The sequence below is a fragment of the Paraburkholderia caledonica NBRC 102488 genome, from assembly GCF_000685095.1.
Lineage (GTDB): Bacteria > Pseudomonadota > Gammaproteobacteria > Burkholderiales > Burkholderiaceae > Paraburkholderia > Paraburkholderia caledonica.
On sequence record NZ_BAYE01000002.1, the window covers coordinates 160857 to 174833 of the forward strand.

Genomic DNA, 13977 nt, shown 5'->3' on the forward strand with positions numbered 1-13977 from the left:
GCTGCATGTCGTCCAAACAGGGCTTGCCTCTTTCGATGAACACGTCCCCTCCCGATCCAGCCGGCGCGTTATGGCCGGCCATCGTCCGCCAAACCGCGCATGCGCTCGATTGCGGCGCGCTGCTTCCGATACAAACGACCCGCACTACCATCGATGACGGCGGCATGCGTTTTGTGGTCCGGCAAATCTCCAGCCTCGCCCGCAAAGAAAAGGACGAGCAGCAGCGCAAAGCCGGGTCGACCAGCTCTCGCGCGTCCAACCCTTTCCTGCCCTACGACCCGGATCTGTTCGTCGCAGACCTTTCCGATACGCATCTCGTCCTGCTCAATAAATTCAACGTTATCGATCACCATGTGCTGATCGTTACGCGTCGCTTCGAGCTACAGCAAGCCCTGTTGAATCTTGCGGACTTCTGCGCGCTCTTCACTTGCATGACGCAGTTCGACAGTCTCGGCTTTTACAACGGCGGCCCCGAAGCCGGCGCAAGTCAGCCTCATAAGCATTTACAGATCGCGCCCTTGCCGCTCGACGACATTACGCCACAACTGCCGATAGAACCGCTGCTGGCGTCGGCATGCATGGACGGCTCCGTCGGCACAGTGCCGGGACTCGGCTTTGCGCATGCTTTTGTCGGCTTCGATCCGGCGCTTGTATCGCATCCGCTGGAACTGGCACGCAGTGCATTCGAGCGGTACATGTCGTTGCTCGCCGCGACCGGACTGCACGCTGTCGATGTGGACGGTGAACCGCTGCAATCGGCACCTTATAACCTGCTCGTCGCTACGCGATGGATGATGCTCGTGCCTCGCCGCGCCGAACACAGCGAGGGCGTTTCGATCAACGCGTTGGGATTCGCCGGATCGCTTTTCGTGCGCAACGAAACACAAATGGACATCATCAGGACGCGCGGTCCGATGAGCATGCTGAAACAAGTCGCGGGGACCATCTGACGCGTCGGCATCTGTATCCGTAACCCATCAGCGGTGACGAATGCGGCGCATCTTTCATGGATACGTCGTGATCGATTCCTCGCTTCGGGTGGCCGCTGTCCGCACATTGCCAGCAAGCGGTGGGCTCTCTGCGCGAGCGCCTCGCGCAGGACGGAAAAGGCTCGCGCCGGCGCGCATCCAGGCGGAGACAACGGCAGTATCCGGCAGGAAGCGCCAGACGAGCAGCAGCAACGCGAGCACTGCGGGACACCAGCGCAAATCAGTCGGCACCCTTTCCCGGTGAGCGAGCCGTGCATCTAGCAGCGCGTCGCGCAATGACGCGGCGTCGATGAGGCGCCCATAGCCGAAACCGACTTGCCCCGCCACCGACGACAGATAGTGCCCCTGCAACGCCGACAATTCCTCGCGACTCGCGGCATGAGTCGCGGACGCGTGCATCTGCGGGACCTGTACCACCTGATCCGCCTGCCAGTAGCCGATGCGATTTCCGTGGACATCGCTGCGCGGAATAGGCGCTGGTTGATCGCCGCCGACGCCGATCAGCCAGCCCTTCACGTGAGCGGGATTGATGTCCTGCTTGAGCGCATCGGAGGGCAGCAGCGGCGGCGCCTCCTGACCATCAGTCATGAACACGACGGCCGTGCTGTCGTCGATCTCCTGCGCCACGCGAACCGCCGAATACACACCGCCTTCGGCAATACGGCTGTAGTTTGTCCAGCGCATGCGCCCGTCGATCCGATCGAGCGACGACAGCAGCGCGTCATAGTTGCCGCAGACTTCGACCGGCGCCACGAGCAGAAAACTTCGCTGCCCGGTGAACGCACTCCAGCCGACCTTCGAGCCGCACGGCAATTGACCGAGTGCATCGCGCATCGCGGCGCGCGCGAACGCGAGCCGGCTCGCCGGCGCGCCGTTCAGCACGACGTCTTCGACATACATGCTCTGCGTGATATCGAATGTGACGACATAGCTCGATGTGTCGCGCGGCAACGCCACCGGCGGCAAGGTGAGCGCGAGAATCAGCAGCACGAGCGCGGCTGGCATCGCCCAATGACGCCCTGCGAGGAAACCACGTGTTTGTGCCCCGAGGCTCACGGCAAATCCTTGCTCTCGGGATCGCGCACCTTGACGTCGTGCTGCTCCTTGACGTCCGGCGCGCCCGACGCGGAACGCGTTTCGGGGGCGAGCCACAACGCCCGTTCCAGGTTGTAGCGCGCATCCCAATCGTCCGGTGCAATGCGTAGCAGGCTCCGGTAGCGCGCCTTGGCTTCCTCGACCATTGCAAGCGATTCGATCGCGCCGGAAGGGCTATGACCGATGCCCTGCCGCAGGTACAGGTTGCCGAGATCGAACAGCGCCGCGCGTCCGACCTCGCCCTCGGGCTGCTCCCGAATCAGCGACTCGAAGAGTGGGCCCGCCGCATCGTAAGCGCCGTCTTTCGACAAAGCCACTGCGCGCGCGAGCCTGACTTGGGGTGCATCGTCGGTGCTGGCAACGCTGCGCTTCGCATCTTTGGGCCCCGCTTTGGTCGCAACGACGGTCGCCGCAACGGTCCGATTTACCTGCTCTGCCCTCTGCAATTCGATCCAGTTGTAAGCCGCTACTGCCGCGCAGCACAGCGCCACGGCCCCGAAGATCACATGTACCGACGCGCGCTTCACGACCACACCCGAACCTGAAAGAACCGCAGCGCCATCAGCAGGACGCAACTTGCGAGCGCGACGGCGAAGCAGTACGGACTGAAGTCCTCGCGCGGCAAACGCTCGATAAACGTAGTCAGCGCATTTTGCTGGCGGTTGATCTCGGCCATCGCGTCCCTCATTGCTTTTGCGTTACCGGTCTGGAACAAACGATAAGGTGTCTTGAGCGACAGGAAATAACGGTGCAACTCAGCTTCGGCGGAAGACTCGCTCGCAGGTACGGCCGCATTCAGATCGGGGCTGTAAACGCTGCTGCGCAGATAGATGAAGTAAAGCGCAATCTGGTTGCGCAGCAGGCCGTCCTCGATCAACTGCCGCTCGCGCGCGTCGAGCTTCGCGCCGCCGTCCGAGACGAGCACGATCGCGCGGCGGCTCGACGAATGCTGCTGATTGAACTCACCGATTGCCGTGAGCAGCCCGAGATCGAGTTGCGTATCGGGCATGCCGCGGCCCACCGCAGTACCGGCGATAGCGGCGTCGATCGCGCGATGGTCGTAGGTGAACGGCATTGCGAGCAGCGGGCTCGTGCCGAACATCATGAATGCGAGCCGGTCATTCGGCCTTTGCGCGACGAACTGCGTCAACGAAGCGCGCGCCACTCTGTTCTTCGATTCGCCGGCGCTCACCTCGACACCTTTGCTGTTCATCGGCTCGTCCATGCTGGCACTGCGATCCATCAGAATCAGAATCTGCGCGCCGCTGCCCGTGCGCACCACCTCCCGGGGCGAACGCCCAGGACCGGCCAGACCGACGACGATCGCGAGCATCGCCAGCACCGCACTGCCCTGCGCGACGGCGCCGATCCATCGCCCGGCGCGATCGTCGGGCAGCCATGCGATCCACGAGAACGGGAGCGTGTCGGCGCGGCGAGGCAATAGCGGCAGCAACATGAGCGGCAGCAGCGCAAGCAGCCAGGGGTGAGCCAGGTCGAGCGCCATATCGTTCATCGCTGGTGGCGCTGCTCCGCGCGATACAGCGCCTCGCACAGAGTCCGCAACGGATAGGCATCGCCCTTGGGCGCAGGCGTGAAAAAGCGCTCGGCCGATTGCCGATAGAACTGCTCCAGTTGCGCCCGCAACGGTTGCAGATAGGGCGCTTGAACGAAGAGATGCGACAGCGCGCCCACATGCACTACGTGGCCCGCCGTTTCGTTCACCGCGCGATGCAGGCAAAGCCATGCCTGCGCAGATGCGTCCGCAGGCGACTCGCTCGCTCGTGGCTTTCGCTGCATGTGCCGCAATTCCCGCCAGGCGCGTGCAAACGGCAGACGCGCCGACTCACGCGCGTTGCGCCAGAACCACCAGCCTGCCCACGACAACAAGGTCAGCACGAGCAAGCCAAGCGCGAAGCCCGCCTGCCGTCGAAGCGGCGCCGTGGGCACCGCAGGCGCCTGGCGGTCTGGACGCAGCGCTTGCAGGTCGCCGACGTTGAACGGATTCGCGGGCGTTGCCGGACCGATGCTGAGCGGCCATTCGCCAACCTGGAGCGTCGCGCCGGACGACGTCGTCAGCGACAACGCAGGCAACGCAACCTGCATGAGTGTCGTCGGCACGTTGACGACCTGGTAGTCGATTGCCATCCACCGGCGACCGTCGGCGTCGGTCTCGCCACGAACCCGCCGGCGTTCGAGCCACGCATCGGTGCGACCGAGCGAAGGCGGCGTTACGGCGCCGATATCGTAGCCGTCGTCTTTGAGCAGAATGCGTTGCGTGAGGACGTCGCCGAGCAGATAGCCGAATGCACGCGGTTCCTGCACCGTCGGCTGGAAGGCCGCGCCGCTCGCCGCTGCAGTGCCGGTGGACGGCATCATCGCCGGCATCAGCGAGACAGCTAGTACGAGGGCGAACCGGAGGCGGCGCGACGAACCATCTGCTCTCATGCGACCGCCTCCAGAAAATAGCGTGACATCGCTTCCGGGTCGAACGCGCCTTCGATGTAGAACGGCTGCATCGCGCGTTTGCCGAACATCTGCGAGAGTTCCGCGCGGCGCCGTGCAACGCCTTCGTGCCAGCGTTCACGCGCGCCGGCGCTTAACCAGAGCGTGCGCCGCGCACCGGACTCGGCGTCCCTCACTGCAAGCAGCGGACCGCCCGCGGGCGGCGCAATCTCGGCAGCATCCCACACGACGATGGGCACCACGTACGCATGCACCAGCAGATCGAGCACCGCCGGCAACGCTGTAAGCGGCCAATGGAAATCGGAGACGAGAAAGACCAGCGCCTGACGGCCCGCAAGCGTCGACGCAATGCGCTGCAACGCGCCGACGCTGCCGCTGCCGTTGACGCCGCCGCTGCCCTTGCCCGAGACCGCTGTCGCAGCGAAGCTCGCGCCCGTGCCCTCGCCCGCGCCCACACCTGCGCTCTCGCGCAACATCCCCGCGAGCAGGTTGCCGATGCCGCGCCCGGAGCGTGGCGGCATGAAGAGGTCGTCGCGCGCGCCGCTATCGAACGCAAGCATCCCCAACGGATCGCCGACGCGAAACGCGCTGTACCCCAGTGCTTCGACGAAATCCGCAGCCACCTGCAACTTGCTGCGGCGCGTGCCGAAGCGCATCGACGCTGATACATCCACAAGCACCTGCACGGGCACCGCGGCGCGCTGCAAATGCACTCTCACGAGCCATTCCGAACGGGCCGCGCGCACGCTTGCCCGCAGATCGATGCGACGTGGATCCGGATAGTCGAACAGGCGGCCATGCATTGCGAATTCCTGGCCGGCACCAAAACTCGATCCGCGATGCGAGCCGGGCCGAAATCCCGACGAGCGCATCGGCAAACGGTAATGAAATTCCGCGATTTCTTTCATGGTTCAGGGCACTGCGAGCCTGTCGACGATCTGCGCGGTCAGCGCCTCCGCGAGTTCCTGACGGCGCAACTCGTAGATCGGCGTGAAGAACACGCGGTGGCCGAGCGCCGGCAGCAACACGGCATGAATGTCCTCGGGAATCAGATGCGTGCGTCCCGCGAGCCACGCAACCACGCGCGCCGCGCGCAACAGCGCGCTCATACCGCGCGGGCTCGCGCCTGCCAGAATGAGCCGATCCATGTCCACGCCGTCGAGTGCGATACCGAAACGCTGCGGCGTTTCGGTTGCCTGCCAGATGTCCAGCACATAACGTTCGATCGTTTCGCTCGACTGCACGCTGTGCTGAATGGCCGCGCCAGCCTGGTTCAGCTGCTCCCACGGCACGATAGCCGCAGAAAGCCGTGCCAGCAGCCGGTCGACGTCGTGATAATCCGCGTCGAACACCAACGCGCGCCGCACGTCGGTGTCGTCCGGTGTCGGCATGCTCAGTTCGAACAGGAAACGATCGCGCGCCGCCGAGGCGAGCTCGAAGGTTTCCTCTTTCTCGACCTTGTTGCGATCGGCGAACACCGTCATGTGCGGGAAGCGGTATTCGCGGTCGAACGCCCAGACGGAGCGCTCGGCCATCGCGCGCAACAAGAGCGACTGAACCTGCGGACGCGCACGATTGATTTCGTTGAAGAAGAATGTCGTGAGGCCTTCGCCGTGTCGCAGAAGCGGCCCCGGATCGATACGCGGTCTACCCTCGGCATCGACATACGTGTGATACACGAGATCTCCCGGCATCAGGTCGATCGTGCCTTCCACGCGCTCGAAATCGCCGCCTACTACACGCGCAAACGCGCGCAGCACCGTCGTCTTGCCGACGCCCACGCCGCCTTCGAGCAGCACATGCCCGCGCGCGAACAAAGCAACGGTGATGAGCCGGATCACCTCCGCCTGGCCGATCACGGCGCTCGCGACTTCCTCCTCGATCTGCAGCGCATGCAGACGCCAGTCCTGAAGCTGTTCGCTGGATCCCATCGGTGCAATCTCCTATGGCCGGCACATGCTGCGCCGCCGGCAAAATTGCGAGTCACGCGGAAGCATCGTCGACTGCCGGTATGAGGACCTTCGGCTTGCTGGGCGGCCGTACGAATACCGCATACTCGCGCTCCAGATAAGCCGCGGCCTGTTCCAGCAGAAACTGCCGGAACATCATGCAGGTCGGTGAAAGCTGCTTGGCGCGCAAATGCACGATCTGCCATGTGCGCTCGATCGGCGTGCCGTTCACATCGAGCAATGCGAGTTCTTTCGTACGCAATTCCAGCAGTAGCGTATGCAGCGAAATGAGGCTCACGCCCATTCCGGCGATCACTGCCTGCTTGATCGTTTCGTTGCTGCCGAGCGTGACGACTTTCGCGGGCGTGAAAAGATGCTGCCGGAACATTTCCTCCGCGGCCATGCGGGTGCCCGAGCCGGGTTCTCGCAGAAGAAACGTGTCGCCGCGCAACTCCTGCAAGTCGAAGCGCCGCGCGCCCGCGAGCGGATGGTCAACCGGCGCGATCACCACTTGCGGATGCCACGCGAGCGGCTCCGTTGTGGTATCCAGTTCCGGCGGCGGGCGTCCCATGATCGCGAGGTCGATCGCGTTGTCCTGAAGCAGGCGCAACAGCGCATCCCGGTTGCCGACCGAGAAGTGCACGTCGACTTTCGGGTAGAGATGCGAATACATCGCGAGCAACTTGGGCGCGAAATACGTTGCGGAACTGACGATGCCCACTGCAATAGAGCCGCTATCGGCCTGCTTGAGCGAGCTCATCGCGTCCTCCGCGTCCTTGATCTCACCGAGAATCCGGCTCGCGTGATGGCTGAACTTCTCGCCGGCTTCGGTGAGCGCGAGCTTACGCGCGATCCGCTCGAAGAGACGCAGGCCGACCGCCTCCTCCAACTGGTGGATCTGCATCGACACGGCCGGCTGCGTCAGATGCAATTCTTCGGCGGCTCGCGCAAAACTCGTATAGCGGCACGCCACGACGAAGATCTGCAATTGACGCAGCGTGAGCGAGCGGATGAAGTTCACGGCCGCGCGTCCGCTACCGGCTCGCGCGCGGCGCGTTCGTCGGCTTGACGGGCGCGCTCGGCGAATGCGGCACGTTAGGTGTGTTCGGTACGTTCGGGGCATTCCCCGGCGGCGGCAGCTTGCGCAACGCAGCCTGGAAGCTGAGGGTGCGGCTATGCAACGGATGCGCGAAGTCGTTATTCGCGCCGGGCACCTCCGTGCGAATCAGCGCGACCTCGCCCGGTACTGTACTGGCGATCAGAAACGTGTAGCGCTTCGCGGTGTACTGCGCGAAACGTTCGGCATTGGGATCGTCGAGATAGGGCTGCACGACGATCTGCTGAGCCTTCACCTGCTTGCCGTCTATCTGGCTCGTCACCGTTTCGATCTTCGGCCCGGCGGCAAGCGCGAGCCGCAAGCGCTGCTGGAAATAGCGCCGTTGTCCGCCCGTCAACTGCTCCATCTCGGCGATGTCGCGCTCAAGGAAATAGATGATCACCGGGTTGCACTGCAAGCCGCCGTTCGGCAACGATACGGCTCCGCTGTGATCGGACACCTGGGCGTCGCCCTTCGCGTTGTCCGGGCTCGTCACGAGCACCTTGACGATGTCGGTGCCGCGCGCGGGCGGGTCGGAACTGAGCAGCGCGTAGTCGAGTTCGGTTTGCTGCGCGACGCCATGCAGATGATCGGTCGTGAAGATCAGCCGCTCGGCCGACGATATCTCGCTGCTGCCCGCGGCAGGCGCGGCCGCGTGCGCGTCGCCGATCAAGCACGCGAAGCACGTAAAGCACGCGATGCTCGCGGCGCCTGCCGCGAGCATGCGCCGCCATTCACGTCGCACACCGGCTCGCGCCGCCGTCATGGCGATGCGTCCGCGGGCTTGCCGGACGGCGCATCGACGGGCTTCAGAAGCGGTACTTCATAACTGGTGAGGATGCTGTCGATCTTGTCGTGGTTCGCGCCGATCCATTGATCGACCTTGTCTTTCCACGCCTTCTCGCCGTAGCGCACGCCCATCGAGATCGTATAGTCGAAACGGATGCCCGGCGTGGCCGGAAAAGGCACGAGCTTCACCGAATCGCCGGAACGTTTCGCGAAGTAGCCGGCAATCGGCCCCCACAGAAACACGACGTCCACGTTGCCCGCCTGCAGATCCTTTTCGATCATCTGGCCGGGATACTCCTGCGGATCGCCGCTTTGCACCTGATACGACACAGCCTGATCGATCAGGTTATGACCGAGCAGCCAGTCGACCGCGGGCGTCTGCGAGAAGATGCCGAAGCGCAGCTTGTGCAATTGATCCGGCGGCAGCTTGAGCAGATCGTCCGGCGTATTGATGCCGGCCAGTTCGGGCCGCTTCTTGAACACCATTGCATAGGTGGAGCGCAGATACGGCTGCGTCGTCGAAGTCATGTCGTAGCCTTTCGGCACGCCAATGATCAGATCGCATTTGTAGCGCTCGCTGTCGGCCACCTTCTCGCGCAGCGTGTGTCGCACGAAGCCCATACGCTGCGGAAAATACGTGTATTCGAGCTTGTAGCCGAAGTCGCTCGCCATCTGGCTCGCAATGCGGTTCTCGTAACCCTCGCCCTTGTTGTTCGACAGGGGCATGTTGTTCGGGTCCGCGCACACTCGCAGAACGCCGTCGGCGCCGTCGTTGTTCGGCAGCGCCGCCTCGCCCTGGGCGCGTACCGCGCCGCTTGCGAGCGCCGCATAGCACAGCGCGCCTGCCACGAGCGCGGCATGCGCGTGCATGAGTTTGCGATGACGCATCGATTACCTCCTGAAGTTGTGGCGCCGGCGTTATTTCGCGTCGATGGCCTGCAGATCGCCGGGCTTGATCTGCCCGTCGGAGCGCCCTTTCAGATAGGCGTAAAGGTTCTCCCAGTTCTTTTGCATCATCTGGCTGGAACTGAAGTCAGGCATGCCCTTGTCGACCCGCCCACCGAACACCGTGCGGTGAAACTCGTTCTTGTCGAGCGTCTTGAAGGCGTCGACAAGCGAGGGTCCCACCATGCCCTGCTGTTGCGCGCCGTGGCAGCGTTCGCATGCAAGTGCGCGCCAGGTCTTCCATCCTTGCAACGTATTGGCGTCCACCTTGCTGCCGTCGACCACCTTGTACGCCACCTGGGCCATCGCGGGATTGGTCTGGGCGTACGTGACAGGCAGCATGACGAAAACGACGGGCAGTGCCGCCCGCAACAAGATTGCTCGGCGTTTCATAGACAGATGTCTCCTGATGTTAGAGCCGCGCCCCGATGCGTTTCATCGACGCATTGCTGCATCTCTGCAAGCGCGCGGACCTGGTAACTCGTATGTGACTCGTAGGTGACTCGTATGCAACTCGTGGTTCGAACCCGCATTGAACCGACCTGACCGAACCGGCGCCGCCGGCTGCCCCCGGTGCTTCACCAGGAGCGAACCGGCCGCGCGATTCGAACGACCTGCGCTCAGCTGTTGCCGCCAGGAATGGCGAACACGAAGAGCGTCCCGCCGAGCGCCGTATACTTCGCGAGCTCGCGATAACCGCCCACCGCGCCCAGGCCTTCCGTCGATTTCTCGAGCCCTGCCGCCATCCCGATACCGGCCCAGCCGCCAATGCCCGAGTAGACGCCGACGTACTGCTTGCCCTGATACTGGTACGTGAACACGTTGCCGATGATCCCCGACGGGGTCTTGAAGCGCCACAACTCCTTGCCGTCCTTGATGCGAACCGCCTTGAGATAGCCTTCCAGCGTGCCGTAGAACGCAATGCCGCCGGCGGTCGCGAGCGCGCCCGACCACACCGAGAACTTCTCCGGCTTGGACCAGACGATCTTGCCCTTCGCCGCATCCCACGCGATGAAATTGCCCATCGCATTGTTCTCGTTCGGACCCGGATACATCGACAGCGTCGCGCCCACATACGGCTGACCTGACACGTAGTCGACATCGAACGGTTCGTAGTCCATGCAAACGTGATTCGTCGGCACGAGGAAGAGGTTCGAGTTCGGGTCGTACGCTGCGGGCTGCTGATCCTTCGAGCCGAGCGCCGCCGGACAGATGCCCTTCACGTTGTGATCCGAACCTGCTGCCTGCGTCGAATACGCCGCGTTACGAATCGGCTTGCCGCTCTTCAGGTCGACGCTGTCGGCCCAGTTCACGGCCGGGTCGAACTTCTGCGCAACGAGCAGTTGGCCGCTCTCGCGGTTCAACGTGTAGCCGAAGCCATTGCGGTCGAAGTGAACGATGGCGGGTACCTTCTTGCCGTCGATCGTCAGATCCGACAGGATCATTTCATTGACGCCGTCGTAGTCCCACTCGTCGTGAGGCGTCATCTGATAGACCCACTTCGCCATGCCGGTATTCAGATCGCGGGCCATGATCGACATCGACCACTTGTTGTCGCCCGGACGTTGCGTCGGGTTCCATGTGCCGGGATTGCCGGTGCCGTAGTAGACAAGGTTGAGCTTCGGATCCCACGCATACCAGCCCCACGTGGTGCCGCCGCCCAGCTTCCACTGATCGCCCTTCCAGGACTTCAGCGACGAGTCCGCGCCCACCGGCACCATCTTGCCGTCGGCGTAGGTCATCGTTTTGTCGGGGTCCATCAGCATGTCTTTATCCGGACCCGTGCTGTACGCGGTCCAGGCCGGTTTGCCGGTCTTGATGTCATACGCGATCAGACGTCCACGCACGCCGAACTCGCCGCCCGAGATGCCCGTCAACACTTTGTCGCCGAAAACGTGCGGCGCGTTGGTATTGGTTTCGCCGGCTTTCGAGTTGCCGTTTTGCGCGGTCCAGACCACGTCGCCCGTTTTAGCGTTCAACGCGACGAGCTTGGTATCGGCTTGCTGCAGGAAGATCTTGCCGTCGCCATAGGCGAGCCCGCGATTGACTGTGTCGCAGCACATCACGGAGACAACTGAATCGTCCTGCTTCGGCTGGTACTGCCAGAGGAATGTTTGATCCTTCAGGTTGATCGCAATCACCTTGTTAGGGAACGGCGAGTGGATATACATGGTGTCGCCGATCACGAGCGGCGCGCCTTCATGGCCGCGCAGCACGCCGGTCGACATGGTCCACGCGACCTGTAGTTTGCCGACGTTGTTCTCGTTGATCTGCTTGAGAGGGCTGTAGCGGTGATTCGCATAATCGCCTGCCTGCGCCGCCCAGTTCGACGGACTTTTCATGAGCCCATCGAGCTGCGAATCGGCCTGTGCAACGATAGAGCTCATGGCTGCCGACGCGAGGATCGCGAGCCCAAGAACCGTGGTGCGTAAGTTCATGTCTCCTCCAGAATGGTCTTGCTGTTCAACTCACGAATGACCCACGCTACCTCGTCGCACCGGGCGCGCCCTCCACGGATGCAGGGTAACGATCAGCGCCATTCCCAATCGTTGTCGGGTTTGCGGCGCATGACGGCCAACGCATATTCCATGCCGGTCACGCAGCGGCAGCGACCGCCTTCGCCGCCACAAGCCGGTCTGAAAACGCCGCACAGGCACACGGGATCGGGCTATGCGCCGTGCCTCGGGCACCGTTGGCGTCGCCGTGTGCAGGCTGTATCAGAGGCAATGGCGCGAGATAGCGTTCGGCGGTGTCACGCGGTCACACCACTTGGTCCGGGCATGTGGCACATACTGTGTCATTGCCCGATACGAAGCGTGTCCGTCGCGTCGCAGGCCGCGGAGGAACCGCTTCGCAAAAGCGCTGCATCGGGTTCGCGCGAGTACGGCGCGTCCGGTGGCGGGTCGTTTGCAGCGCAACATGAGTGTTATCGATCGAATCAACATCCGCGGAGAAGCGATCATGGCAAAAACCGAGAAGACCTATACCGACGAGGAGATCCAGCAACGGCTCGTCGGCCCGCTCCAGCACTGGTACGTGGAAGACGGCTGGCTGCGGCGCAAATACCGCACCGAGGGCTGGAAGGGAACGTTGATGGTGGTGAACGCAGTGGGCCATCTCGCCGAAGCCGCATGGCATCACCCTGATCTCACGGTCTCCTATGCATTCGTGATCGTGAAGCTGAAGACGCACTCCGCGAAAGGCATCACCGACAAGGACTTGGCGCTCGCGAACAAGATCGAGTCGTTCATCCAGTGGCAGCCGGCCACCGAAGGCGGCCCGCTGGAAGGCACGCCGAGCGACGACCAGCGCTTTCGCTACATCAAGTACGACGCGCCCAAAGCGGAGGGAACGGCCGAGGGCGGCTGAAGCGCGAGCGGCGACAGCGGGAGCGGCCGGCACGTCATCTGGTACGTCCGAAAGCGGACCTCCCCGCATGTGCCTGGTACGGCTTTCGCTTAACGTCCTGCGCCGGCCGCCGCGCGACGGCACACGCCGTCGCCATGGCGGCGTGTGCGGCTCGCCGTGCCGATCTACACCGGATCACGCCCGAACAAGGACACTTGCGATGCAGCTTCACGTTCGCCGCCTTCCGCCTGACGCCACCGTGACGGTCGATGCCCCCGCGCGGTTGCATCTGGGCTTTCTCGACCCGAATGCGTCGCTCGGACGCGCGTTCGGCAGCGTCGGACTCGTGATCGACGGCGGCGGCACTCGCGTCGAAGCACGGCTCGCTGAACGCGACCGCATCGACGGCGCGGTGTCGGATGCGGAACGCGAGCGCATCGCGGTTTGTCTCGAACGGCTGCACGCCGCCTACGACCCAACGCCCGTCGCCATCGACGTCACCCAGACACCGCGCGCCCACACGGGCCTCGGATCGGGGACGCAACTCGCGCTCGCGGTCGGCGTGGCGTTCGTCCGGCTGCTCGGCCACGTCGCGGCGAGCGCCGAACTGGCGGCCCTGCTTGGACGCGGCGCGCGCTCGGGCATCGGCGTGCTCGGTTTCGATTCGGGCGGCCTGCTGGTGGACGGCGGTCCGTCGGGCGATCTGCATCCCGGCGTGCCGCCGCTGCTCGCACGTCAACCGTTTCCCGACGACTGGCGTGTGCTGCTCGTCAGCGACAATTCACGCGAAGGTCTGCACGGCGCTGACGAACGGCGCGGCCTTGCCGCGCTCGCGCCGTTCCCGCAGAAACTCGCCGCGCATCTGTGCCACCTCGTGCTGATGAAGATTCTGCCGGGCGCCGCCGAGCGGAGCATCGTGCCGTTCGCGCATGGGTTGACCGAGATGCAGCAGACCATCGGCGAATATTTCGCGCCCGTGCAAGGCGGCGTGTTCGCGAGCCCCGGCGTCGAGCGTGCGCTGCGCGCCGTGGCCGCACAGCGCACCGCCGGAATTGGCCAGAGTTCGTGGGGGCCGACGGGCTTTGCGATCGTCGGCAGCGCGCGCGACGCCGAAGGCGCGCTCGCCGCAGCGCGCGAAGCCACGCGCGGCATGCCGCATATCGAATGCACGATTGTGACGGGGCGCAATCGCGGCGCGACGGTGCGCGTCGCCGAAGCGCGGCAGCACCGGCGCATCGACGCCGCATGATGTGCCTTTATTCCGCGCCGCGGGCTCCGGACCGGACAGCCGGCGAACTGGCGC

The 13977-nt window shown here is 64.0% G+C and carries 14 protein-coding genes; 3 read left to right on the forward strand and 11 right to left on the reverse strand.

Annotated elements, in window-relative coordinates; genetic code table 11:
• Positions 1-5 precede the first annotated feature (5 nt).
• Positions 6-950 carry an ATP adenylyltransferase family protein gene (locus BCA01S_RS04575; protein WP_084166756.1) on the forward strand — a complete coding sequence of 315 codons (945 nt, stop codon included), beginning with the start codon at positions 6-8 and terminating at the stop codon, positions 948-950.
• 54 nt (positions 951-1004) lie between these two features.
• Here BCA01S_RS04575 and BCA01S_RS04580 read toward each other — a convergent pair whose 3' ends face one another.
• The 11 genes from BCA01S_RS04580 to BCA01S_RS04630 form a co-directional block, all read right to left on the reverse strand.
• Positions 1005-2045 carry a vWA domain-containing protein gene (locus BCA01S_RS04580; RefSeq protein ID WP_425176097.1) on the reverse strand — a complete coding sequence of 347 codons (1041 nt, stop codon included), beginning with the start codon at positions 2043-2045 and terminating at the stop codon, positions 1005-1007.
• The gene (locus BCA01S_RS04585; protein ID WP_027775904.1) at positions 2042-2611 is read right to left on the reverse strand and encodes a hypothetical protein; all 570 of its coding nucleotides are present in this window, start codon (positions 2609-2611) and stop codon (positions 2042-2044) included. Before BCA01S_RS04585 ends, BCA01S_RS04580 begins: the two co-directional genes overlap by 4 nt.
• On the reverse strand, positions 2608-3597 hold the full coding sequence (locus BCA01S_RS04590) for a vWA domain-containing protein (RefSeq protein ID WP_027775905.1): 990 nt from the start codon (positions 3595-3597) through the stop codon (positions 2608-2610). Before BCA01S_RS04590 ends, BCA01S_RS04585 begins: the two co-directional genes overlap by 4 nt.
• A complete protein-coding gene (locus BCA01S_RS04595; protein WP_027775906.1) occupies positions 3594-4529 on the reverse strand; it encodes a hypothetical protein in 936 nt (311 codons plus the stop codon). Before BCA01S_RS04595 ends, BCA01S_RS04590 begins: the two co-directional genes overlap by 4 nt.
• A complete protein-coding gene (locus BCA01S_RS04600; RefSeq protein ID WP_027775907.1) occupies positions 4526-5455 on the reverse strand; it encodes a DUF58 domain-containing protein in 930 nt (309 codons plus the stop codon). Before BCA01S_RS04600 ends, BCA01S_RS04595 begins: the two co-directional genes overlap by 4 nt.
• A gap of 3 nt (positions 5456-5458) precedes the next feature.
• Positions 5459-6478: an AAA family ATPase gene (locus BCA01S_RS04605; protein WP_027775908.1), complete on the reverse strand. Its 1020-nt coding sequence runs from the start codon at positions 6476-6478 to the stop codon at positions 5459-5461.
• Between the two features lie 52 nt (positions 6479-6530).
• A complete protein-coding gene (locus BCA01S_RS04610) occupies positions 6531-7517 on the reverse strand; it encodes a LysR family transcriptional regulator (protein ID WP_027775909.1) in 987 nt (328 codons plus the stop codon).
• 13 nt (positions 7518-7530) lie between these two features.
• The gene (locus tag BCA01S_RS04615; RefSeq protein ID WP_027775910.1) at positions 7531-8358 is read right to left on the reverse strand and encodes a hypothetical protein; all 828 of its coding nucleotides are present in this window, start codon (positions 8356-8358) and stop codon (positions 7531-7533) included.
• Positions 8355-9269 (reverse strand): substrate-binding domain-containing protein, encoded by a 915-nt coding sequence (locus BCA01S_RS04620; RefSeq protein WP_020066319.1) that lies wholly within the window; start codon positions 9267-9269, stop codon positions 8355-8357. Before BCA01S_RS04620 ends, BCA01S_RS04615 begins: the two co-directional genes overlap by 4 nt.
• A 30-nt stretch (positions 9270-9299) precedes the next feature.
• Positions 9300-9719 (reverse strand): c-type cytochrome, encoded by a 420-nt coding sequence (locus BCA01S_RS04625; protein WP_020066320.1) that lies wholly within the window; start codon positions 9717-9719, stop codon positions 9300-9302.
• Positions 9720-9946: 227 nt separating this feature from the next.
• Entirely contained in the window at positions 9947-11713 is a 1767-nt protein-coding gene (locus BCA01S_RS04630; RefSeq protein WP_425176186.1) for a methanol/ethanol family PQQ-dependent dehydrogenase, read from the reverse strand.
• A gap of 574 nt (positions 11714-12287) precedes the next feature.
• Between BCA01S_RS04630 and BCA01S_RS04635 the strand changes: the two genes are divergently transcribed.
• Together BCA01S_RS04635 and BCA01S_RS04640 are read left to right on the forward strand one after the other, a co-directional pair.
• The gene (locus tag BCA01S_RS04635) at positions 12288-12695 is read left to right on the forward strand and encodes a 4a-hydroxytetrahydrobiopterin dehydratase (protein ID WP_027775912.1); all 408 of its coding nucleotides are present in this window, start codon (positions 12288-12290) and stop codon (positions 12693-12695) included.
• 199 nt (positions 12696-12894) lie between these two features.
• Complete coding sequence (locus BCA01S_RS04640; protein WP_027775913.1) at positions 12895-13923, forward strand: beta-ribofuranosylaminobenzene 5'-phosphate synthase family protein; 1029 nt, start codon at positions 12895-12897, stop codon at positions 13921-13923.
• Positions 13924-13977 lie beyond the last annotated feature (54 nt).